The organism is Janthinobacterium sp. BJB301 (assembly GCF_002735685.1).
In the GTDB taxonomy this organism is placed as follows: Bacteria; Pseudomonadota; Gammaproteobacteria; order Burkholderiales; family Burkholderiaceae_D; genus Janthinobacterium; species Janthinobacterium lividum.
This window is the reverse complement of record NZ_PDZJ01000008.1, coordinates 41,507-62,120: the sequence shown is the minus strand read 5'-3', so window position 1 is coordinate 62,120 and position 20,614 is coordinate 41,507. Positions and strand designations below refer to the sequence as shown.

Below are 20,614 nucleotides of genomic sequence, written 5' to 3'. Positions count from 1 at the left end.
CGCCGAATTTCTTCGACAGAACCGTTGCGATTGCAGCGGTCAGCGTGGTTTTACCGTGGTCGACGTGGCCGATGGTGCCGACGTTGACGTGCGGCTTGGTCCGTTCGAATTTACCTTTTGCCATTTTATTCTTCCTTAGAACAATGATTTAAATGTAGGGACCGGCATTCTCGTGAAAGCCGGCCCGGAACTTCTATTACTTAGCTTTCGAGCTTACGATTGCTTCAGTCACATGCTTAGGTGCTTCAGCATAGTGCTTGAATTCCATCGTGTAAGTCGCACGACCTTGGGTCGACGAACGCAACGACGTGGCGTAACCGAACATTTCCGACAGAGGCACTTCGGCCTTGATGATCTTGCCGCCACCGCCAGCAATTTCATCCATACCTTGCACCATGCCGCGACGCGACGACAGATCGCCCATCACGGTACCGGCGTAGTCTTCCGGCGTTTCCACTTCCACGGCCATCATCGGCTCCAGGATGACTGGCGATGCTTTGCGGCAGCCATCTTTGAATGCCATCGAAGCGGCCATGCGGAATGCATTTTCGTTCGAGTCAACATCATGGTACGAACCGAAGAACAGCGTGACTTTAACGTCAACGACTGGGTAGCCAGCCATCACGCCCGAAGTCAGCGTGTCGCGCACACCTTTTTCAACTGCAGGGATGTATTCGCGAGGAACGGTACCGCCCTTGATCGCGTCAACGAATTCGAAGCCCTTGCCCGGTTCTTGCGGTTCGATCTTCAGAACCACGTGACCGTATTGACCACGACCACCCGATTGCTTGACGAATTTGCCTTCCGACTCTTCGCACACTTTACGGATCGTTTCGCGGTAAGCCACTTGTGGCTTGCCGACGGTCGCTTCAACGTTGAATTCACGCTTCATGCGGTCAACGATGATGTCCAGATGCAACTCGCCCATACCGGCGATGATGGTCTGGCCCGATTCTTCATCGGTACGCACGCGGAACGATGGATCTTCTGCTGCCAGACGGTTCAGCGCCAGGCCCATTTTTTCCTGGTCGGCCTTGGTTTTTGGCTCGACTGCCTGCGAAATCACTGGCTCAGGGAAGACCATGCGCTCCAGAACTACGCTGGCTTTTTCGTCGCAAAGCGTATCGCCAGTGGTGGTGTCTTTCAGACCCACAACGGCGGCGATGTCGCCAGCGCGCATTTCCTTGATTTCTTCGCGTTCGTTCGCTTGCATCTGCACGATACGGCCGATACGCTCTTTCTTCTGCTTCACGGAGTTCAACACCGAGTCGCCCGAATTCAGGGTACCCGAGTAGCAACGGATGAAGCACAACTGACCCACGAACGGATCGGTTGCGATCTTGAACGCCAATGCCGAGAATTTCTCATTGTCGTCAGCTGCGCGCTCGACTGGCTGCTCGTCCTCGTCCAGACCTGGGACAGGTGGAATGTCGATTGGCGATGGCAGGTACTCGATGACCGCGTCCAACATGGCTTGCACGCCCTTGTTTTTAAAGGCGGTACCGCACAACATTGGAACGATTTCGCTGGCGATGGTACGCTGACGCAGGGCAGCCTTGATCTCTTCTTCCGAGAGGTCGCCTTCTTCCAGGTACTTGTTCATCAGGTCTTCCGACGCTTCAGCAGCGGCTTCAACCATGTTTTCGCGCCACTTGGCAGCATCGGCGGCCAGGTGTGCAGGAATGTCGCCGTATTCAAACTTCATGCCTTGCGAAGCGTCGTCCCAGATAACCGCTTTCATCTTGACCAGATCGATAACACCGGTGAAGACGTCTTCAGCGCCGATAGGCATCTGAATAGGTACTGGGTTGGCTTTCAGACGCGAACGCATCTGATCGTAGACCTTGAAGAAGTTGGCGCCGGTACGGTCCATCTTGTTCACGAAGGCCAGACGTGGCACTTTGTACTTGTTAGCCTGACGCCATACCGTTTCCGATTGTGGCTGCACGCCGCCGACTGCACAGTAAACCATGCAGGCGCCATCCAACACGCGCATCGAACGTTCCACTTCAATGGTGAAGTCAACGTGGCCTGGGGTGTCGATGATGTTGATGTGGTGAGCTGGGAAGTTGTTAGCCATGCCTTTCCAGAAGCACGTAACAGCAGCCGAGGTAATCGTGATACCGCGCTCTTGCTCCTGTGCCATCCAGTCGGTGGTGGCAGCGCCATCATGGACTTCGCCCAGCTTGTGGTTCACGCCTGTGTAGAACAGGACGCGCTCGGTCGTGGTCGTCTTACCTGCATCGATGTGAGCGGAGATACCGATATTACGATAGCGCTCAATGGGGGTCTTGCGGGCCATAATTAATCCTAAATGAATGGACAAAACCGAGCAGCATTTTTTTGCAAAAATGAGCCCGGCCTCGAACAACAGATGCTTGACAGCCGCCTTGCGGTAGCTGGCTTTATATTAGAAGCGGAAATGCGAGAACGCTTTGTTCGCTTCAGCCATACGATGGACTTCGTCGCGTTTTTTCATCGCGCCGCCGCGGCTTTCAGCCGCTTCCATCAGCTCACCGCCGAGGCGTTGTGGCATCGATTTTTCGCTGCGCTTGTTAGCAGCTTCACGCAACCAACGCATGGACAGAGCCATACGACGGACTGGGCGAACTTCAACCGGCACCTGGTAGTTTGCACCACCGACGCGACGGGATTTCACCTCAACCAACGGCTTGGCGTTGTTGATTGCGGTAGCAAAAACTTCGAGTGGATCTTTACCCGATTTTGCTGCGATGTGCTCGAAAGCACCGTAGATGATGTTTTCTGCAACCGATTTCTTACCGGACAGCATCAGCACGTTTACAAATTTAGCGACATCAGTGTTGCCGAATTTTGGATCTGGCAAAATTTCGCGCTTGGGTACTTCACGACGACGTGGCATATCAATTCCTTTCAATCTTCAGTTGAGCGCGCGTTCTTCGCACACTCGCGGACGACCATCATAGTCCTCCACTTACTCGACCAGATGCGGTCGACTACATTCACTTAGCTAGTTGCCACTGAGCGAAACTTGGGTTTGCTGCGTACAACTTATTACTTCTTGCCTGCTTTAGCGCGCTTGGTACCGTACTTCGAACGCGATTGCTTACGGTCTTTAACGCCTTGGGTATCCAGAGCACCGCGAACCATGTGGTAACGCACACCCGGCAAATCCTTAACGCGACCGCCGCGCAGCAGCACAACACTATGCTCTTGCAGGTTATGGCCTTCACCGCCAATGTACGAAATGACTTCGAAACCATTGGTCAGACGAACTTTAGCGACTTTACGCAGAGCCGAGTTTGGCTTCTTTGGAGTCGTGGTGTAAACACGTGTGCAGACGCCACGTTTTTGCGGGCTGTTTTCCAGCGCCGGCGATTTGCTCTTCACGGTCAAAGCGACGCGTGGATTGCGAATCAATTGATTGATGGTTGGCATCGTTATAAATCCAACAAAAAACTACGATTAATAACCCGGGCAAGATGCCCGGCGACTAAAACCTCGTCCCGCTTTCATCTACTGCGCACCGGAGGCGCCCGCAGCCACTCGATAAGGAGCGGCCATGAAATGCCAAGCAATACGTAAACGATGAGCAGAATAAAATCGAGAACTCGCTAGTTTAGACCTTGTGTTACAGGGGGTCAATCAGTTTACCGCTTTTTGCTATAAAAAAAGGCAAAAAAGAGGCGCTTTTGTGGCATTTTGACTAATCTTTGGCCGCGGCGCGCGGACGCCAGCGCTACGCGGCAATTGATGATTTGACATTCTTTCTCTGTGGCCAAGCACCGGACGCGCACATTCTTGTATGACCGCAAGATAACAAAAGGATTGATAATAGCGGACATTTTTCGCTGCCCTCCCTTATGCGCTCCTTGCTTCGCCCCGCCAATCTGTTCCTGCTCCTGACGTATGCCTTGCTGACGGCCGTGCCCTTCATTCCCGCGCTGCTGGGGCGCGCCCCCGAGCATCCCTGGCAGATGCTCACCTTCGAGCTGCTGGCCTGGCTGACCGTCTGGAGCGTGTTCAAGCGCCCCGCGTATTTCCACTGGCTGCTGGTGCCTGCCTTCCTGGCCCTGCCGACGGAAATCTACCTGTTCATCTTCTATGGCCAGGGCATTTCCACGCACCACCTGGGCATCATCTTTGAAACCAGCCCCAAGGAAGCGATGGAATTCCTCGGGCAAAAAGTGTGGCTGATGGGCGCCGTCATGCTGGGCGTGATCGCCTGGTGCCTGCTCGGCTGGTATGCCGCCACGCGCACGCGCGACCTCGACTGGCGCGGCAAGACGCGCCCGGCCGCCTTCGTGCTGCTGATCCTGCTGGGCGGCTTCTGGTGGTATGGCTATGAATTCGGTTTCGAGGCCAAGGTCCTGCACAGCACCGCCGCACCGGCCAAGGCCAGCGGGCCGGCGGTCAGCGGCAAGGCAGGCGCCTCCGGCTTCGGCGACGCCAGCTCGGCCGACGATGAAACGGCCGAGGAAGACGAGGAAAGCAGCAAGCCGGAGAACGCCAGCATCGCCGGCGCCGACGAAACGGGCCTGGGCTGGCCCAGCCTGCCCCACTGGGCGCGCCTGCCCTACGCCTTCGACACTGTCAGCAACTCCTGGCCTTTCGGCCTGGCCGCGCGCGGCTTCGATTTCTACAAGGAGCGTCGCTACCTGGCCGAGCTGGGACAGAAAAGCAGCAGCTTCCGTTTCGGCGCGCACCAGCAGCAACCCGATCCCCATCCTGAAGTAGTGGTCATGGTGATCGGTGAATCGTCGCGCTACGACCGCTGGAGCCTGAACGGCTATGAACGCGACACCAATCCCCTGCTGAAGCAGGAAGCCAACCTGGTGCCGCTGGCCGACGTCATCACGGCCGTTTCCGCCACGCGCCTGTCCGTGCCCGTCATCATCTCGCGCAAGCCGGCCACGCAAAGCCTCAAGGATGGCTTCTCGGAGAAATCCTTCCTCACCGCCTACAAGGAAGCGGGCTTCAAGACCTACTGGCTGTCGAACCAGATTTCGTTCGGCCAGTTCGACACGCCCGTGTCCGTCTTTGCCAAGGAAGCGGACGTGGTGCAATTCCTGAACCTGGGCGGCTTTACCAACAATTCAAACTTCGACCAGATCCTGTTCGACCCGTTCAAGAACGCGCTGGCCGACCCGGCGCCGAAAAAACTCATCGTGCTGCACACCCTGGGCAGCCACTGGAACTACAGCCAGCGCTATCCGAAAGCGTTCGACAAGTGGCAACCGTCGCTGTTCGGCGTCGACAAGCCCGTCTACACGGACACGGCCATCAAGCCGCAGCTGAACAACAGCTACGACAGTTCCATCCTGTACACGGACTGGTTCCTGTCGAACGTGATCGGCATGCTGAAGGACGATGGCCAGCGCACCGCCCTGCGCAGCTCGCTCGTCTATGTGGCCGACCATGGCCAGACCCTGTACGACGGCACCTGCCGCCTGGCCTTCCACGGCCACAACACGCAGTTCGAATTCCACGTGCCCGCCTTCGTCTGGTACTCGCCGCAATTCCAGCGGCACTATCCGGACAAGGTGACACAGCTGCAGCGCCATCAAAAGGCGCGCCTGTCGACGGAAAACATGTTCCATACGCTGCTCGACCTGGGCGACATCCGCTTCGCCGGCGAACAGCCCGAGTGGAGCATCGCCAGCCCCCGCTTCAAGCAGCACAAGCGCTACGTCGACAGCTACGGCTGGACCAACTACGACAACGCCATCATCCGCGGCGATTGCCGCGAAGTGATCGACAAGAGCACGCCGGAAAAGCAGGACAAATAAGCGCGGCCATCAGGCCCGTTCGAGCACGCCGCCGCAGTCGGCCGGCTGCGCCATGTGCGTGCTGAGCCAGTCGAAGACGCGCCCGGCCTTGTCTGCGATACCGGCGTCAAAGCCGCGCTGCGCCAGCAGGGCGATGCCATTCGTGGCCTGCAGCACGCCCGGCGCCAGCAGCAGCGCGCCGGCGTCATCGCGGCCCACGCACCACGGCGCCAGACAGTCTTCCAGCAACGGCCCCAGTACCAGATTGTGTGACGAGACGATCACCAGGTGGCGCGCGGCCAGGGAATGCAGCACGGCGGCGGCCGCCGCCACGGATTCGAGGTGGTTCGTGCCGCGGAAGATTTCATCGATCAGGAACAGCGCCGGCGCGCCCTCCTCAGCCAGCGCCAGCAATTCGCGCGCGCGCCGCAATTCGGCGATATATAGACTTTCGCCGCCATCGAGCGAATCGTCATTCTGCATGCTCGCATACACGGCCAGGCGCGGCACGTCAGCGCTGTCCGCATAACAGAAGCCAAAGGCCCGCGCACAGACCAGGTTCAAGCCTATGCAACGCAGCAAGGTACTCTTGCCGATGCCGTTCTGGCCGGAGATGAAGCCCCCCTTGCCCTGCACGCCGAACGACAACGGCGCAGCGTTCTCCAGCAAGGGATGCAGCATGCCCCGCAAGGCCAGCGCGCGCGGCGCCGCAATGCCCGCCCAGCAAAACACGGGGGCCGCACGCAATTGCCGCGCCAGCGCCAGGTCCGCTTCCAGCTGGGCCACCTGGGTAAAGCTATCGCGCAGGAAGGGCAACTGCTGCGCCACCAGTTGGCGCGTGCGGAAATAGCGCTTGACGTTTTTCAGCAGGAGCCAGTCGCCATATTCGACCAGCAGCGTATCGATGAAGGGCACGTAATGCAGCAGCGAGCGCTCGATGGCGCGCGTCAGCTTGGCCGCCTGCGCGCTGCCGGCAGCCAATGGCAAGGCTGCCGGTACATCGAGCCGCATCAGCGCGGCACGGGTTTTCAGCAGATGGCGCAAGGTATCGAGCGTGCGTTCCCATAGCTTGGCGCTTTCGTAAAAACGCACCTGCACGGTCATCAGCGCAACACAGGCGGCCAGCACGCCAAACAGCGCCGGCCAACCTGCCAGCCAGCTGGCGGCGATGGTCAGCAGCAAGGCCAGCGGCACCAGCCATAGCCAGGCACTCCACCATGGCGCCGCTGCCAGCGCCGCACCGAACAGGGTCTCGCTCACTTCCGTATCGGCCTGGCGCAAGGGCAGGCAGGCGCGCTGCAGGCTCGCCGCCTGGACCGGGTCGTCCAGCAATCGCTGGACGCGCGCAATGGAGCCAGGATCGGCCTGGCCGCCGCTCAGGCGTCGGTGCAGCTCCTGCTGGCCAAAGATGCTGGTCTCGCGTGCCAGTTGCGACGCGTACTGGTCGAGCAACAGTTCGTTCCAGGTCTGACCATCGAGCGATGGCGCCTCGCCCGTCAGCCGCTGCAGCATCGCCACGTCGCTGCGCGCAAAAGGATAATCGAGCGCTGGCGCAAAGGCACGGGCAGGGAAAATTTGCTGGAAAAACGGATGCATGGCGCCTTGGGGAGGAGTCAAAAAAGAGTCGCCACAGCAGATGCAGGCGATTGCCAATTTATCAAGTGGAGCCTGCGCGGACGGACACGCTGGACGGCGCGGACACGGCGGACAGCCGGACGCCAGAATTTTTCCCGATTCAAATCAATGACTTAACAACTGGCATGGATCGTGCTTTAGAAACGCTATCCTTCACGAGACCTGACCATGATCCGCGATACATCCTCCCAAGACGCCGTACTGTCCGCCCCGCCGGGCCAGCGCCACAAGAAACGCGCCCTGCTGCTGGCCGGCGCCGTCGTCGTCATCGGCGCCGCCATCGCTGCCGTAGCCGGCTGGCGCAACAGCGAGCATTCCGTCAATGCCGACCGCCTGCGCATCGCCGACGTCACGCGCGGCACCCTGATCCGCGACGCCGCCGTGAACGGACGCGTGGTGGCCGCCATCAGCCCCACGCTGTATTCGACCACCGTGGCCACCGTCACGCTGAAAGCGAAGGCGGGCGACACCGTCAAAAAGGGCGATATCCTCGCCGTGCTGGAATCGCCCGACCTGTCGGACGCGCTGAAACGCGAGCAGTCGAGCGTGCAACAGCTGGAAGCGGAAGTGGCGCGCCAGCAGATCCTGGCCAAGAAACAGAAACTGCTGGCCCGGCGCGAAGCGGATACGGCAGAAATCGAGCGCCTGTCCGCCCAGCGCACGCTGGAGCGCTATGAAAGCGTGGCGCAGGTGGGCATCATCGCCAAGATCGATTACCAGAAGGCCAAGGATGCCTTGAATTCCGCCGAGATCCGCAGCAAGCACGCTTCGCAGGCGGCCGGCCTGGAAGGCGAGGACGTGACCCTGGCGCTGAAGACCCGGGTCAACGAACTGGAACGCCAGCGCCTGAGCCGCGACAACGCGCAGCGCAGGGTCGACGAGCTGACCGTGCGCGCGCCCGTCAATGGCTTCATCGGCACGCTGTCGGTGGCCAACCGCAGCGTGGTGCAGGCCAACACGGCCCTGATGACCCTGGTCGACCTGTCGCAGCTGGAAGTGGAGCTCGAGGTGCCGGAAACGTATGTGGCCGACATCGGCCTGGGCATGAGCGCCGAGATCGAGACGGGCGCCATCCGCGCCTCCGGCAAGCTGTCGGCGCTGTCGCCCGAAGTGGTCAAGAACCAAGTGCTGGCGCGCGTGCGCTTCAACGGCGAACAGCCGGCCGGCCTGCGCCAGAACCAGCGCGTCTCGGCACGCCTGCTGATCGACGAGCGGCCCAATGTGCTGATGCTGGCGCGCGGTTCCTTCGTCGAAGCCGAAGGCGGACGCTTTGCCTACGTGGTGCGCGATGGCGTGGCCGTCCGCACGCCCATCAAACTGGGCGCCACCAGCATCTCTGCCGTCGAGATTCTCGGCGGCCTGAAACTGGGCGACAAGGTGGTGGTCGCCGGCACGGAAAATTTCGCGAACGCGGCCCGCGTCTCGCTCAACTAACAATACTCATCCAACCAGGAGCCCTCCATGCTGCGCATGCAAAACCTGAGCAAGATCTACCGCACCCACATGATCGAAACGCACGCGCTGCGCGGCTTCGAGATCCACGTCCGCCAGGGCGAATTCGTCACAGTCACGGGACCGTCCGGCTCCGGCAAGACAAGCTTCCTGAACATCGCCGGCCTGCTCGAGGAATTCACGGATGGCGAATACATCCTCGACGGCGTCAACGTCAGGGGCATGGACGACAATGCCCGCTCGCGCCTGCGCAATGAAAAACTGGGCTTCATCTTCCAGGGTTTCAACCTGATTCCCGACCTGTCGCTGTTCGACAATGTCGACGTGCCGCTGCGCTACCGCGGTTTCAACCGCGCCGAACGCAAGGAGCGCATCGAGGAGGCGCTGGCCAAGGTGGGCCTGGCGTCGCGCATGAAGCACTATCCGGCCGAACTGTCGGGCGGCCAGCAGCAGCGCGTGGCCATCGCGCGCGCGCTGGCCGGCTCGCCGAAACTGCTGCTGGCCGATGAACCGACGGGCAACCTGGACACGCAGATGGCGCGCGGCGTGATGGAGCTGCTGGAAGAAATCAATGCGCAAGGCACCACCATCCTGATGGTCACGCACGATCCGGAACTGGCGCTGCGTAGCCAGCGCAATGTGCACATCATCGACGGCCAGGTGTCGGATCTGGTACAGCATGGCGCCACGCTGTCGGCCAGGCCACAGCACGCGACCGCCTAGGAGCCGCCATGTTCCAATACTATTTCAAGCTGGGCCTGCGCAACCTGCGCCGCAATCCCGCCCTGACGGCGCTGATGGTGCTGACCCTGGCCGTCGGCGTGGCCGCCAGCGTGGCCACCGTCACCATCCTGCACGCCATGTCGGGCGACCCCTTGCCGCACAAGAGCGACCGCCTGTTCGTGCCAATGATCGATGTCGTTCCCTTGAAAGGCTATACGCCGGGCACCAAACCCAGCTTTGGCCAGTCACAGCTCGCCTATACCGATGCGAAGAACTTCATGGCCAGCAAGATGGGCATCCGCCGCAGTGTCATGTACGGCGTGGCCGGCCCCGTGGAGCCGGCGCGCAGGGACCTCGGCGCCTTCCGGGCCCAGGGCCTGGCACCCACGCGCGATTTCTTCGCCATGTTTGAAGTACCGTTTCTGTATGGCCAGCCATGGAGCGAGGCCGACGACGCCAGCGGCGCCGACGTCATCGTCCTGAGCCGCGCCCTGGCGGAAAAGCTGCTGGGCACAGCCAATCCCGTGGGCCAGCGCGTGACGGTGCTGGGACGCCCCTATCTGGTCAGCGGCGTGCTCGATCGCTGGGATCCCGTGCCGCGCGTGCACCGTATCATCGGCAGCAAGGGCGCCTTCGGCACGGAAGATGAATTCTTCATTCCGTTTGCCAGTGCCATCCGCCACGAAACGGGGCATGACGGCGGCATGGCCTGCAGCGGCGTCGAGCGCAGCCCCGGTTACCAGGGTATCCTGGCATCGGACTGCACCTGGCTGCAATTCTGGTTTGAAATGGCCAGCGCCGGCGAACGCAGCGACTTGCAGGCTTATCTCGACAGCTATGCGGCCGAACAGCGCAAGCTGGGCCGCATGCCACGCCATGCGCCCAACATGCTGTACGACGTCAGGCAGTGGCTCGATTTCCTGAACGTGGTCGACAACGACAACAAGCTGGCTGCCTGGCTGGCCTTCGGCTTCCTGCTGCTCTGCCTGGTCAACACCATCGGCCTGCTGCTGGCCAAGTTCTCCGCGCGGGCGGCGGAAGTCGGCATCCGCCGCGCACTGGGCGCCACGCAGCGCGACATCTTCCGCCAGTTCCTGATCGAGACAGGCGTCATCGGCCTGGCCGGCGGCGTACTGGGCCTGTTGCTGGCCTATGCCGCCCTGGCCGTGGTGAGCGCGCAATCGAGGGAGCTGGGCACCGTGGCGCACCTGGATGTCCCGATGCTGCTGCTGACGTTTGCCGTTTCCGTACTGGCGGCCTTGCTCGCAGGGCTGTTGCCCACCTGGCGCGCCTGCCAGGTCACGCCGGCGATGCAGCTCAAATCCCAATGACACCCACCTTTTCACAATGAGGCCCCACATGGAAATCCGCCCCATCCTGTCGGCGCTGATGCGCAACAAGACCGGCGCCGTGCTCGTCGCCGTGCAAGTTGCCATCAGCCTGGCCATCCTGGCCAACGCCTTGTACATCGTCAACCTGCGCCAGGCCATCGCCGCCCGTCCCACCGGCGTAGCGGCCGAAAACGACATCTTCTATGTCAAAGTCCAGAGCATGGACAAAGGCAGCCCGCAGCGCCAGATAGCCGAACAGAAGCGCCAGGCCGCGATACTGCGCGCCCTGCCGGGCGTGGTCTCCGTGGCGCAAACCACGCAGGCCGTGCTGTCGCGTTCCGGCAGCAGCACCAACGTCGCGGCCAAACGCGGACAGGCCGAGGCCAGCGCCGGCACCTCGATGTACGTCACGCCCGATTCGCTGGTCAGGACATATGGCCTGAAGCTGGTGGAAGGGCGCGATTTCCATCCCGACGAGGTCCCGGAAATCAATGAAGACGTCGATGAAAGCTTCCCCAAGGTGGTGATCGTGACGCGCGCCGCGGCGCAAAAAATCTGGCCAGGCGAAACCAGCTTTGTCGGCAAACCCCTGTTCAATGGCACCGGCGACAACGATGACGAGATGCGCGTGATCGGCGTGGTGGAACGGCTGCAGACGCAGGTCGGCCAGGTCAGCGCCCAGGGCGAGTATTCGATCATCCTGCCGGCGCGCCTGGCGGGCGGGCGCGATTCGCTGCTATTTGCCGTGCGGGCAGAACCAGGCCAGCGCAACCGCCTGATGAAGGAGGCGGAGCAAGCCATCCGCAAGTCCAGCACCGAGCGCCTGCTGGTGCGCACGGATACCCTGGAGCAGCACCGCAAGACACGTTATCTGGCCGACCAGGGCTTGTCCTGGATGCTCCTCGCCGTCAGCACCCTGCTGCTGCTGGTGACGGCCAGCGGCATCGTCGGCATCGCCAGCCTGTGGGTCTCGCAGCGGCGCAAGCAGATCGGCGTGCGGCGCGCGCTCGGTGCCCGCCGCATCGACATCCTGCGCTACTTCCTGACGGAGAATTTCATGATCACCAGCGTCGGCGTGGCGGCTGGCGTGGTGCTGGCGCTGGGCCTGAATCAGCTGCTGGTCAGCCAGCTGGAAATGGCGCGCCTGCCGCCCGGCTACCTGCTGGCCGGCGCGCTGGTATTCTGGCTGCTGGGCGTGGGCGCCGTGTATGGGCCAGCCTGGCGCGCTGCCAGTATTTCGCCGGCCACTGCCACGCGCAGTACCTGAGCCGGCACCTGAGTGATATGCTGCGCGCATGCCTACCGTACTGATTATTGACGACAATGCCGCCGTGGCCATCGCGCTGGACGTGCTGTTCTCCCTGCACGAGATCGACGCCGTGCGCGCCGCCTCGCCCGAGGAAGGCCTGCAGCTGCTCGAGCGCCACGCCATCGACCTGGTGGTGCAGGACATGAACTTCACGGCCGACACCACTTCGGGAGAGGAAGGCAGCGCGCTGTTCCACGCGATCCGCGCGCGCTACCCGGATCTGCCCGTGATCCTGCTGACGGCATGGACACAGCTCGACGCGGCCGTCGACCTGATCAAGTCCGGCGCGGCCGACTACCTGGCCAAGCCATGGGATGACCGGCGCCTGATCGCTTCCGTGCAGAACCTGCTGGAACTGGGACAGGCCAGCCGCGCGCTGCGCCAGCGCGTCGTGGCCGAGCAGCGCCAGCGCCACGCGCTGGAAAAAGACTTCGACTTGCGCGGCATGGTGTGGCAAGACCCGGCCACGGAAAGAGTCGTGCACCTGGCGTGCCAGGTGGCGCGGGCCGACGTGCCCGTGCTCATTTCGGGGCCGAACGGCAGCGGCAAGGAACGCATCGCCGCCATCGTGCAAGCCAATTCCCAGGTCGCCAGCGGCCCCTTCGTCGTGCTCAATTGCGGCGCCGTGCCGGTCGAGCTGATCGAGGCGGAACTGTTCGGTGCCGAGGCAGGCGCCTACACGGGCATCACGCGCGCGCGCGACGGCAAGTTCGACGCGGCCGACGGCGGCACCTTGTTCCTCGACGAGATCGGCAACCTGCCGCTGGCCGGGCAAATGAAACTGCTGCGCGTACTGGAAACGGGACGCTTCGAGCGCCTCGGCTCGAACCGCGAGCGGCAAGTGAAAGTGCGCGTCATCAGCGCCAGCAACGCCGACCTGCCGGCGATGATCAAGGCCGGCACATTTCGCGAAGACCTGTTCTACCGCTTGAACGTGATCGAACTGCGCCTGCCGCCGCTGGCCCAGCGCCCGCTCGACATCCTGGTGCTGGCACAGCATTTCCTGGGCAGCGAAAAAACCCTGGACGCGCAAGCGCAGGCCACCCTGCTGGCGCACGGCTGGCCCGGCAACGTGCGCGAACTGAAAAACGTCATGCAGCGCGCCAGCCTGCTGACGGCCGGTTCCGTGATCCGCGCACAGGAAACGGGCTTGCCACTGGCGGGTGTGCCATCGCTGCGCGCGCCGCAGGATGGCGCCGCGACGGAACCGGACCGCGACAGCGTCACCGCGGCGCTCGCGCGCGCACACGGCGTGGTAGCGCAGGCGGCACAGGAACTGGGGCTGTCGCGCCAGGCGCTGTACCGGCGCATGGAACGCCTGGGCATCGCGCGCGGCTGATGGCCTACCGTCCCATGCGCCTTTCCCTGCTCACGCGCTGGACGGCGCTGATCGTCACCCTGCTGGTGCTGGGCATCGTCATCGCCCTGCTGCTCGCGCATTTTTTACCCGGCCAGCCGCTGCTGGTGCTGGCGGGTACCCTGCTGTGCGTGCTGCCTGTGGCCGTGATTACCATCCGCGCGCAGCTGCAAGCGATGCTGTCGCTGTTTCGCGCCTTGAGCGGCACCGTCGCCAGCTACCAGGACGGCGACTTCGGCTTCAGCCTGCGCTGGCCGCAGAACGATGAACTGGCCGACCTGGTGGCGGCCCACAATGCACTGGGCGACGTGCTGCGCAAGCAGCGCCTGGACCTGGTGCAGCGCGAACTGCTGCTCGACACCATGGTGCAAAACACGCCGGTGGCCATGCTGCTGGTAGCCGAGGGCAGCGCTATCGTCTACGCCAACCTGGCCGCGCGCCAGCTGCTGCACCACGGCCGCCGGCTCGAGGGGCATCACCTGGCCGACATCGTGCAACAGGCGGCGCCGGCCCTGGCCGAAGCGCTGGCGCGCCGCAACGACGGCTTGTTTACCAGCGGCGAAGGGGAGCAGGAAGAGGTATATCACCTGGCGCGGCGCAGCTTCAGCCTGAACGGGCGCAAGCACGAACTGCTGCTGTTGCGCCAGCTGACCCTGGAACTGCGGCGCCAGGAAGTGCAGACCTGGAAAAAAGTCATCCGCGTCATCAGCCATGAACTCAACAACTCGCTGGCGCCGCTGGCCTCGCTGGCCCATTCCGGCGCCGAGCTGGTGCGCCGCGGCCAGACGGAGCGCCTGCCGCAAATCCTTGCCACCATCGAGGAGCGCACGCGCCACCTGGAAACCTTCATCCTCGGCTATGCGCGCTTTGCCAAGCTGCCCGCGCCACGCCTGGCGCCGTGCGAGTGGCAGCCTTTTCTCGACAGCCTGGCCTCGCAGGCGGCCTTCGCGCTCGACTGCGTACCGCCCGCACAGGCGGCCGTGTTCGATGCGGCGCAAATGCAGCAGGCACTGTTGAACCTGCTCAAGAATGCGCTGGAATCCGGTTCGCGGCAAGAGCATATCGGCCTGCACGTCAGCCAGGCGCAAGGGCAGCTGCGCATCGAAGTGCGCGACCGCGGCCCGGGCATGAGCGGCGCCGTGCTGGAAAACGCGCTGGTACCGTTTTATTCCACCAAGCGCAGCGGCACGGGACTTGGCCTGGCGCTGGCACGCGAAATCGCCGAAGCCCATGGCGGGCGCATCACCCTGGCCAACCGCGAAGGTGGCGGCCTGGCGGTGACATTGATTCTGCCCTTGCTGGACAGAAATTAGTTACTGGCGTAACGATTTTTTCATCACACGCTGCGCAATTATTTTTCGGTACAATATTGACAATTAGAGTTTTTAATATTGCAACCTCATGAGCGCCATGCCCGTGTGTTAGAAATAAGCTATTTAAGTTTTCATAATGATATAAAAATAGCTCATTGACAATGAAATGTCGTGGCGATAATTTATCTGAGCGGCACGGTTTTTTTTGAAACATTAATCGTTTTTTCGCGGGGATAAATATGAAACTGAAATCACTCATCGCAGCAGCGGTACTGGGCGCTGCAACCATCGGTAGCGCATATGCTGCGTCGTACACCATCAACCTGACCAACACCACGGGCAACCTGTGGACGGGGGGCTTCAACGCCACTCCCACGCCGCTAGGCGTCTTTACCGATACGTTCACGTTCACTCCCGACGCGACTTTCGGTTCGACCGCGCAAGCCTTCCTGGCCAACCTGTCGGTCACGGGCAGCGACCCGGCTTCCATCAACTTCACCAGCGCCAATCTGAACGGCATCTCCCTGACCGGTTTTGGCGGCCCCACTGTCTTCGGCTATGCCCAGGGCGAGGTGCTGGCGCCAACCACACTGCTGTTCAACGGTCCGATGGTCCTCACCGTCATGGGCAACAGCAACGGCGGCAGCTATGGCGGCACCTTCAACCTGAACCTGGCGCCCGTTCCTGAACCGGAAACGTATGGCATGCTGCTGGCCGGCCTGGGCATACTGGGCTTCCTGGCACGACGCCGCAAGCAATCTTGAGCTCCCCACCCAAAAGACGCTGCGGCGTCTTTTTTTCACCCGGCTGCTAAACTGGCGCCATGACGACCGACTTTACCTCCACCAGCCATACCGCTTTCAGCCACCCGGGCCACCCGCCTGCCACCACCACCGAACACCGCGGCATCCGCTACCTGCACCTGGGCACCAAGTGGGTGCAAGGCGCCATGCGCCTGGACAAGCCAGATGCCATCGAGCTCGAATACGTGCAGATGATGATGATGTGGATGCTGTTCAAGACGCAGCCCAAACGCATCGTGCAGCTGGGGCTGGGCAGCGCCGCGCTGACCAAATTCAGCTACCGCCGCTTCCCCGACGCCACGGTCACGGCCATCGAACTCAATCCGAACGTGATCGCCATCTGCGGCGCCCAGTTCGCGCTGCCACCGAACGACGCGCGCCTCGATGTGCGTGAAATGAATGCGCTCGACTTCGTGCTCGATCCTGCCAACCACGGCACGGTCGACGCGCTGCAAGTGGACCTGTACGACGAAGACGCGCGCGGTCCTGTGCTCGACACGCCAGAGTTCTACCAGGCTTGCCACGACTGCCTGGCCGACGACGGCATCATGTGCACGAATGTCTTCGGCGACTTCCCCAACTACGACAAGAATCTACAGGCGATGGAACTGGTTTTCGACGCCGTCGTCTGGGTGCCGGAAATGGAAGATGAAAACATCGTCGTGCTGGCCTTCAAAAAATCGCCATCGCTCGACTTCAGCGATTTATACGAACGCGCCGCCACCATCAGGAAGCAGTTCAACCTGCCCGCCAAGAACTGGGTCAATGGCTTGAAGCAGTGGATGCAGGACCAGCAGTAAGCCATGCGATCTCATTCCAGGACAGGCTGCCAGTTTCCTGCGGCGCGATAAAACCCCAGGCTCTTGCCGCCGTTGAAGCGCGCGGCTTTCATCAGGGCAGCGAGCTCGCTGGAGATCAACAGGTCGCCCGATTGCGCATCCCTGGCGATCTGCCTGGGCGCCAGTTCCTCGTCGCGCAAAAACGTCCGCGTGAAGTAGATGACGTTGCCCTTGTCATCTTTTTCCGCGATTGAACGTTCGAGGTCCACCGTCTGTACGTGTTGCGTCGCATTCACGATGTAAAACGGCTGCTCCACAGGTTCACCGCCCGCCATGATGCAGGCGGGAGCGAGCAATTCCACGTCCTGGCCGGCGGCGCCGGCAAGGAACCCGGCCAGGCGGGCCGAGACCAGCGGCACGTCCCCCAGCAGCCACAGACAGTCATGCTTCAGGAGCCTTTCCCGGGTGCAGACGAAATGCACGGGGGGCCTGTCCATACCGAACGGATACGGAGCCCCCTGCAGCAGCGCCAGATAGTCGAAGTTCGATCCAGCCGTCTCATAGGATCCACCTTCCTTGTCGTAGGAGCCGGTCAGTTTGTCATGGTAATCAACCGGGGCTTTCCAGCTCAGTATCATGGGTAGTCCTCTTCCTCGTCCTGGCAAAGGCCTATTGTGACCGCTTCGCCTGCCCAGCCGCGCCAGCTTGCGCAAGCAGCGCGCCCAGGCGGCGTGCCAGGCCGTCCATGTTCTCGGCCGGCACCTGCGCATAACCGAGCAGGAACCCGTTCCAGCCCATCCCTTCTCCCGTGCCGTGCGCGGACAGGGCCAGCGCCACGATGCCGTCCTGCGCGGCGCTCCGGCTCAGCGCCAGGTCATCCCATTCCGCTTCATGAAAACGCAGCGCCAGGTGCATGCCGGCCGTGCCGCCATGGATGGCCGCGCCGCCACACGCATGGCGCTGCAAGGCCTCGCTCAAGGCGTCGCGGCGCTGGCGGTACAGGCGGCGCATGCGGCGCACGTGGCGCGCAAACAGGCCGCTGCGCAGGAAGTCGGCCAGCGCCAGCTGTTCGGCTACCCGTCCGCGCGCGGCGCCCTGCGCCTGCATCTGCGCGAAAGCGCCGGCCAGCGCGGACGGCACGACGATAAAGGCGATGCGCAAGGCGGGAAACATGGTCTTGCTGAAGGTGCCCAGGTACACGACGGGCGCGTCGGCCACCAGTCCCTGCATGGCGGCCAGGGGCGGGCCGCCATGGCGAAATTCGCTGTCGTAATCGTCTTCGATGATCAAGGCGCCGGCCACGCGCGCGCGTTCGAGCAGCGCCATGCGGCGCGCGGGACTGAGCACGCTGCCCGTCGGATACTGGTGCGACGGCGTGGTGTAGATCAGGCGCGGCGGCGTCTCGCGCCAGTCGTCATCCGTCGGCGCGATGCCATCCATGTCAACGGCAATGCCCGTCACCTGCAAGCCGGCGCCGCGGCCCGCGGCCAGCGCGCCGCCATAGCCGGGATGCTCGATCCACAAGGTATCGCCCTGGTCGGCAAAGGCGCGCAGGCAGACATCGAGGCTGCTCTGCGTGCCGTCCGTGATGAACACCTGGCCCGCATCGCAGACGACGCCGCGCGCGGCGCGCAAATGCTCGGCGATGGCCATGCGCAGCTGCGGCTCGCCGGCAGGGTCGCCGTAATTGAGCTGGCGCGGCGTCAGCGCGCGCCATGCGCGGTCCAGCATGCGCCGCCACTGCGCCAGCGGGAATTCATCGAGCGCCGGCACGCCAGGCGCGAACGCGCCCATGGCGTCGGCGGGAAACACCAGCGCCGCATTCACATCCTGTCCCGCCACGCCGCGCAAATGCCGGGCGCGGCGCGACAAGCCATCCTTGCTGCCGGCCGCCGGCACGGCTTCCGGCATGCCGGCGCTGCCGGCGACGACGGTGCCGCGCCGGTCCGGCAAGACAAACCCTTCGCTGGCCAATTGCTCGTAGGCGTACAGCACGGTATTGCGCGCCAGTCCCAGTTCGGCGGCCAGCACGCGCGTGGCGGCCAGCCGCGTACCGGGCGCCAGCTGCCCGTTGCGGATCGCCGCGCGCAGGCATTCATGCAGCAGGCGCTGGCGCGGCCAGCCCCGCTCGCGGTGCGTGCGCTCGAATGCATCAAGCAGCAAAGCAAAATCCATGCGTTTCCTTGGTGGCTCCAAATTATTTGTCGGTTCTGGATCTTTTTTCAGGGCCAGATGCCGATTATAGTGCGGCCTGCTTCTTCAACCAACCGGACTTCCGCCATGACCGCTACCGCCCTGCCTCCCAGCCCCCGTACCCGCGTGCGCCGCGTCGCCGAACTGGCCAGCTACGAGCAAGCCACCCTGTACGCCATCGTCGATGCCGCCTACCTGTGCCATATCGCCTTCCGCGACGACACGGGCAGCCATTGCATCCCGACCGCCTGCTGGCGCATCGGCGGGCACCTGTACATCCATGGCTCGAACAGCAGCCGCATGCTCAAGCAGCTCTTGCACGATACCGATGTGTGCGTAACGGTGAGCCATCTCGACGGCCTGGTGCTGGCGCGCTCCGCCTTCAATCACACGATGAACTACCGCTCGGCGATGGTGTACGGGCAGTTTGAAAAAGTAAGCGATATCGGCCAGCAGCATGCGGCCATGGATGCGCTGATGGAAAAACTGGCGCCGGGACGCCTGGCGCAGGTGCGCGGCGGCAGCGCCAAGGAATACGCGGCCACCACCGTGCTGCGCATCGCGCTCGACGAATGCGCCGTCAAGCAGCGCAAGGGCGGCCCGCTCGACGACGCGGGCGACATGGCGCATGCCGTCTGGACGGGCGAACTGCCGTTTACGCACGGGCGGGGCACGGCCATCGCCGATGCGCTCAACACCAGCGAAATGCCCACATATGCCACCGCATGGGGGACGGAATCCGCTTGACCGGCCAGCGTGCTTGCCCGATGATCGGCGTTGATGGCGATCGCCACCAATTGAGCAACCGATCCAATCACGCATGGAGCATATGATGATGAAGCGAGTATCCCTGGCCGCGGCCTTGACGGTCATGCTGGCCTGTGGCGGCAGCGGTGCGGCACTGGCCGCCGATGCGGGCGACGCGGCCCTGAAGGCGGCCATCGCCGGCAGTGCGCGCACGCCGGCCAACGCGCTGCGCGACAGCGCCCGCCATCCGTATGAAACGCTGGCGTTCTTCGGCATCAAGCCGAGCATGACGGTGGTGGAACTGGCGCCCGGCGGCGGCTGGTACACGGAGATCCTGGCGCCCTACCTGCGCGACAACGGCAAGCTGATCGCCGCCGGCAACGACCCGCAGTCAAGCAGCGAAGGCGCCCGCCGCGGCGCGGCGCGCTTCCAGCAAAAGCTCGACGCCAACCCGACGGCTTTCGGCAAGGTGGAGATCGGCGCCTTCGCGCCGCCCACCACCTACCGCATCGCGCCCAAGGGCACGGCCGACATGGTGCTCACCTTCCGCAATATCCACAACTGGATACCCATCGGCGAAGCCGGCATGCAGACCTTGTTCAAGGAAGTGTACGACAGCCTGAAACCGGGCGGCGTGTTCGGCGTCGTCGAGCACCGCCTGCCGGCCAACAAGGCGCAGGATGCCACGGCCAGCAGCGGCTACATGCACGAAGCGTATGTGATCAAGCTGGCTGAAGGCGCAGGTTTCAAACTGGCGGCCAAGTCGGACATCAACGCCAATCCGAAGGACCATGCCGACCACCAGGGCGGCGTGTGGGCGCTGCCGCCGACCTATGCCAACAAGGATGTGGACCGGGCCAAATACACGGCCATCGGCGAGAGCGACCGCATGACCCTGAAATTCGTCAAACCCTGAGTCACTGACAGGACGATGGCGGCGGGCCGAAACGGCGCGCCGCCATCGTCCTGTGCGCGCAGCGCGCCTTACAGGTAAATGCCGTACACGCCACACAGGCGCTTGACCAGGGAGCAGGAGCTGGCATCGCCATCCGTCACGCACGCGGTATAGGCTTCCTCGCAGGTTTCACGGGTTGGCAGGGCATATGCGGAAGAACTGATGGCGCCGGCAAAACCGACGGCGGCGCAAAAGACAAATACGGCTTTTTTCACATTGATCATTTTTATCCCGTTCCCAAAGAGTTGAGTTGTTATATAAAACCACTGG

At 62.8% G+C, this 20,614-nt stretch carries 19 protein-coding genes; 11 read left to right on the top strand and 8 right to left on the bottom strand.

Going from position 1 to position 20,614, the window contains the following annotated elements; translation table 11 throughout:
- The 4 genes from CSQ91_RS28010 to rpsL form a co-directional block, all read right to left on the bottom strand.
- The coding region (locus CSQ91_RS28010; protein ID WP_017454492.1) for a GTP-binding protein at window positions 1-124 on the bottom strand (124 nt) is incomplete at its 3' end.
- Window positions 125-196: 72 nt separating this feature from the next.
- Window positions 197-2,302 carry an elongation factor G gene (gene fusA, locus CSQ91_RS28005; protein ID WP_034753184.1) on the bottom strand — a complete coding sequence of 702 codons (2,106 nt, stop codon included), beginning with the start codon at window positions 2,300-2,302 and terminating at the stop codon, window positions 197-199.
- A 108-nt stretch (window positions 2,303-2,410) separates the two neighbouring features.
- Window positions 2,411-2,881: a 30S ribosomal protein S7 gene (rpsG, locus tag CSQ91_RS28000; RefSeq protein ID WP_010394377.1), complete on the bottom strand. Its 471-nt coding sequence runs from the start codon at window positions 2,879-2,881 to the stop codon at window positions 2,411-2,413.
- Window positions 2,882-3,033: 152 nt separating this feature from the next.
- Window positions 3,034-3,417: a 30S ribosomal protein S12 gene (rpsL, locus tag CSQ91_RS27995; protein ID WP_010394376.1), complete on the bottom strand. Its 384-nt coding sequence runs from the start codon at window positions 3,415-3,417 to the stop codon at window positions 3,034-3,036.
- Window positions 3,418-3,842: 425 nt separating this feature from the next.
- Here rpsL and CSQ91_RS27990 point away from each other — a divergent pair, with 425 nt between their 5' ends.
- A complete protein-coding gene (locus CSQ91_RS27990) occupies window positions 3,843-5,768 on the top strand; it encodes a phosphoethanolamine transferase (RefSeq protein ID WP_143451110.1) in 1,926 nt (641 codons plus the stop codon).
- Window positions 5,769-5,777: 9 nt separating this feature from the next.
- Here the strand turns inward: CSQ91_RS27990 and CSQ91_RS27985 are convergent, their stop codons facing one another.
- The gene (locus CSQ91_RS27985; protein ID WP_099390230.1) at window positions 5,778-7,343 is read right to left on the bottom strand and encodes a MutS-related protein; all 1,566 of its coding nucleotides are present in this window, start codon (window positions 7,341-7,343) and stop codon (window positions 5,778-5,780) included.
- A 207-nt stretch (window positions 7,344-7,550) separates the two neighbouring features.
- Between CSQ91_RS27985 and CSQ91_RS27980 the strand changes: the two genes are divergently transcribed.
- From CSQ91_RS27980 to CSQ91_RS27945, 8 genes are all read left to right on the top strand, one after another.
- Entirely contained in the window at window positions 7,551-8,816 is a 1,266-nt protein-coding gene (locus CSQ91_RS27980; RefSeq protein WP_099390229.1) for an efflux RND transporter periplasmic adaptor subunit, read from the top strand.
- A gap of 27 nt (window positions 8,817-8,843) precedes the next feature.
- Window positions 8,844-9,557 carry an ABC transporter ATP-binding protein gene (locus CSQ91_RS27975; protein WP_099390228.1) on the top strand — a complete coding sequence of 238 codons (714 nt, stop codon included), beginning with the start codon at window positions 8,844-8,846 and terminating at the stop codon, window positions 9,555-9,557.
- Between the two features lie 8 nt (window positions 9,558-9,565).
- Window positions 9,566-10,888, top strand: a complete 1,323-nt coding sequence (locus tag CSQ91_RS27970) for an ABC transporter permease (protein WP_099390227.1) — start codon at window positions 9,566-9,568, stop codon at window positions 10,886-10,888.
- 28 nt (window positions 10,889-10,916) lie between these two features.
- Window positions 10,917-12,155: an ABC transporter permease gene (locus CSQ91_RS27965; RefSeq protein ID WP_099390226.1), complete on the top strand. Its 1,239-nt coding sequence runs from the start codon at window positions 10,917-10,919 to the stop codon at window positions 12,153-12,155.
- Between the two features lie 28 nt (window positions 12,156-12,183).
- The gene (locus tag CSQ91_RS27960) at window positions 12,184-13,536 is read left to right on the top strand and encodes a sigma-54-dependent transcriptional regulator (RefSeq protein ID WP_099390225.1); all 1,353 of its coding nucleotides are present in this window, start codon (window positions 12,184-12,186) and stop codon (window positions 13,534-13,536) included.
- Complete coding sequence (locus CSQ91_RS27955; RefSeq protein ID WP_080753432.1) at window positions 13,536-14,867, top strand: sensor histidine kinase; 1,332 nt, start codon at window positions 13,536-13,538, stop codon at window positions 14,865-14,867. Before CSQ91_RS27960 ends, CSQ91_RS27955 begins: the two co-directional genes overlap by 1 nt.
- Window positions 14,868-15,106: 239 nt before the next feature.
- Entirely contained in the window at window positions 15,107-15,631 is a 525-nt protein-coding gene (locus tag CSQ91_RS27950; protein ID WP_070259937.1) for an FxDxF family PEP-CTERM protein, read from the top strand.
- Window positions 15,632-15,690: 59 nt separating this feature from the next.
- Window positions 15,691-16,470 (top strand): spermidine synthase, encoded by a 780-nt coding sequence (locus CSQ91_RS27945; protein WP_099390224.1) that lies wholly within the window; start codon window positions 15,691-15,693, stop codon window positions 16,468-16,470.
- Between the two features lie 11 nt (window positions 16,471-16,481).
- On the opposite strand, the gene CSQ91_RS27940 is transcribed toward CSQ91_RS27945, so the two are convergent.
- Both CSQ91_RS27940 and pdxR read right to left on the bottom strand, forming a co-directional pair.
- A complete protein-coding gene (locus tag CSQ91_RS27940; protein ID WP_099390223.1) occupies window positions 16,482-17,087 on the bottom strand; it encodes a hypothetical protein in 606 nt (201 codons plus the stop codon).
- Between the two features lie 31 nt (window positions 17,088-17,118).
- On the bottom strand, window positions 17,119-18,624 hold the full coding sequence (gene pdxR / locus CSQ91_RS27935) for a MocR-like pyridoxine biosynthesis transcription factor PdxR (RefSeq protein ID WP_099390222.1): 1,506 nt from the start codon (window positions 18,622-18,624) through the stop codon (window positions 17,119-17,121).
- A gap of 105 nt (window positions 18,625-18,729) precedes the next feature.
- Here pdxR and CSQ91_RS27930 point away from each other — a divergent pair, with 105 nt between their 5' ends.
- Both CSQ91_RS27930 and CSQ91_RS27925 read left to right on the top strand, forming a co-directional pair.
- On the top strand, window positions 18,730-19,389 hold the full coding sequence (locus CSQ91_RS27930) for a pyridoxamine 5'-phosphate oxidase family protein (protein ID WP_099390221.1): 660 nt from the start codon (window positions 18,730-18,732) through the stop codon (window positions 19,387-19,389).
- Between the two features lie 85 nt (window positions 19,390-19,474).
- Window positions 19,475-20,305: a class I SAM-dependent methyltransferase gene (locus CSQ91_RS27925; protein WP_099390235.1), complete on the top strand. Its 831-nt coding sequence runs from the start codon at window positions 19,475-19,477 to the stop codon at window positions 20,303-20,305.
- A 68-nt stretch (window positions 20,306-20,373) separates the two neighbouring features.
- Here the strand turns inward: CSQ91_RS27925 and CSQ91_RS27920 are convergent, their stop codons facing one another.
- Window positions 20,374-20,568 (bottom strand): hypothetical protein, encoded by a 195-nt coding sequence (locus tag CSQ91_RS27920; protein WP_034783267.1) that lies wholly within the window; start codon window positions 20,566-20,568, stop codon window positions 20,374-20,376.
- Between the last annotated feature and the right edge of the window lie 46 nt (window positions 20,569-20,614).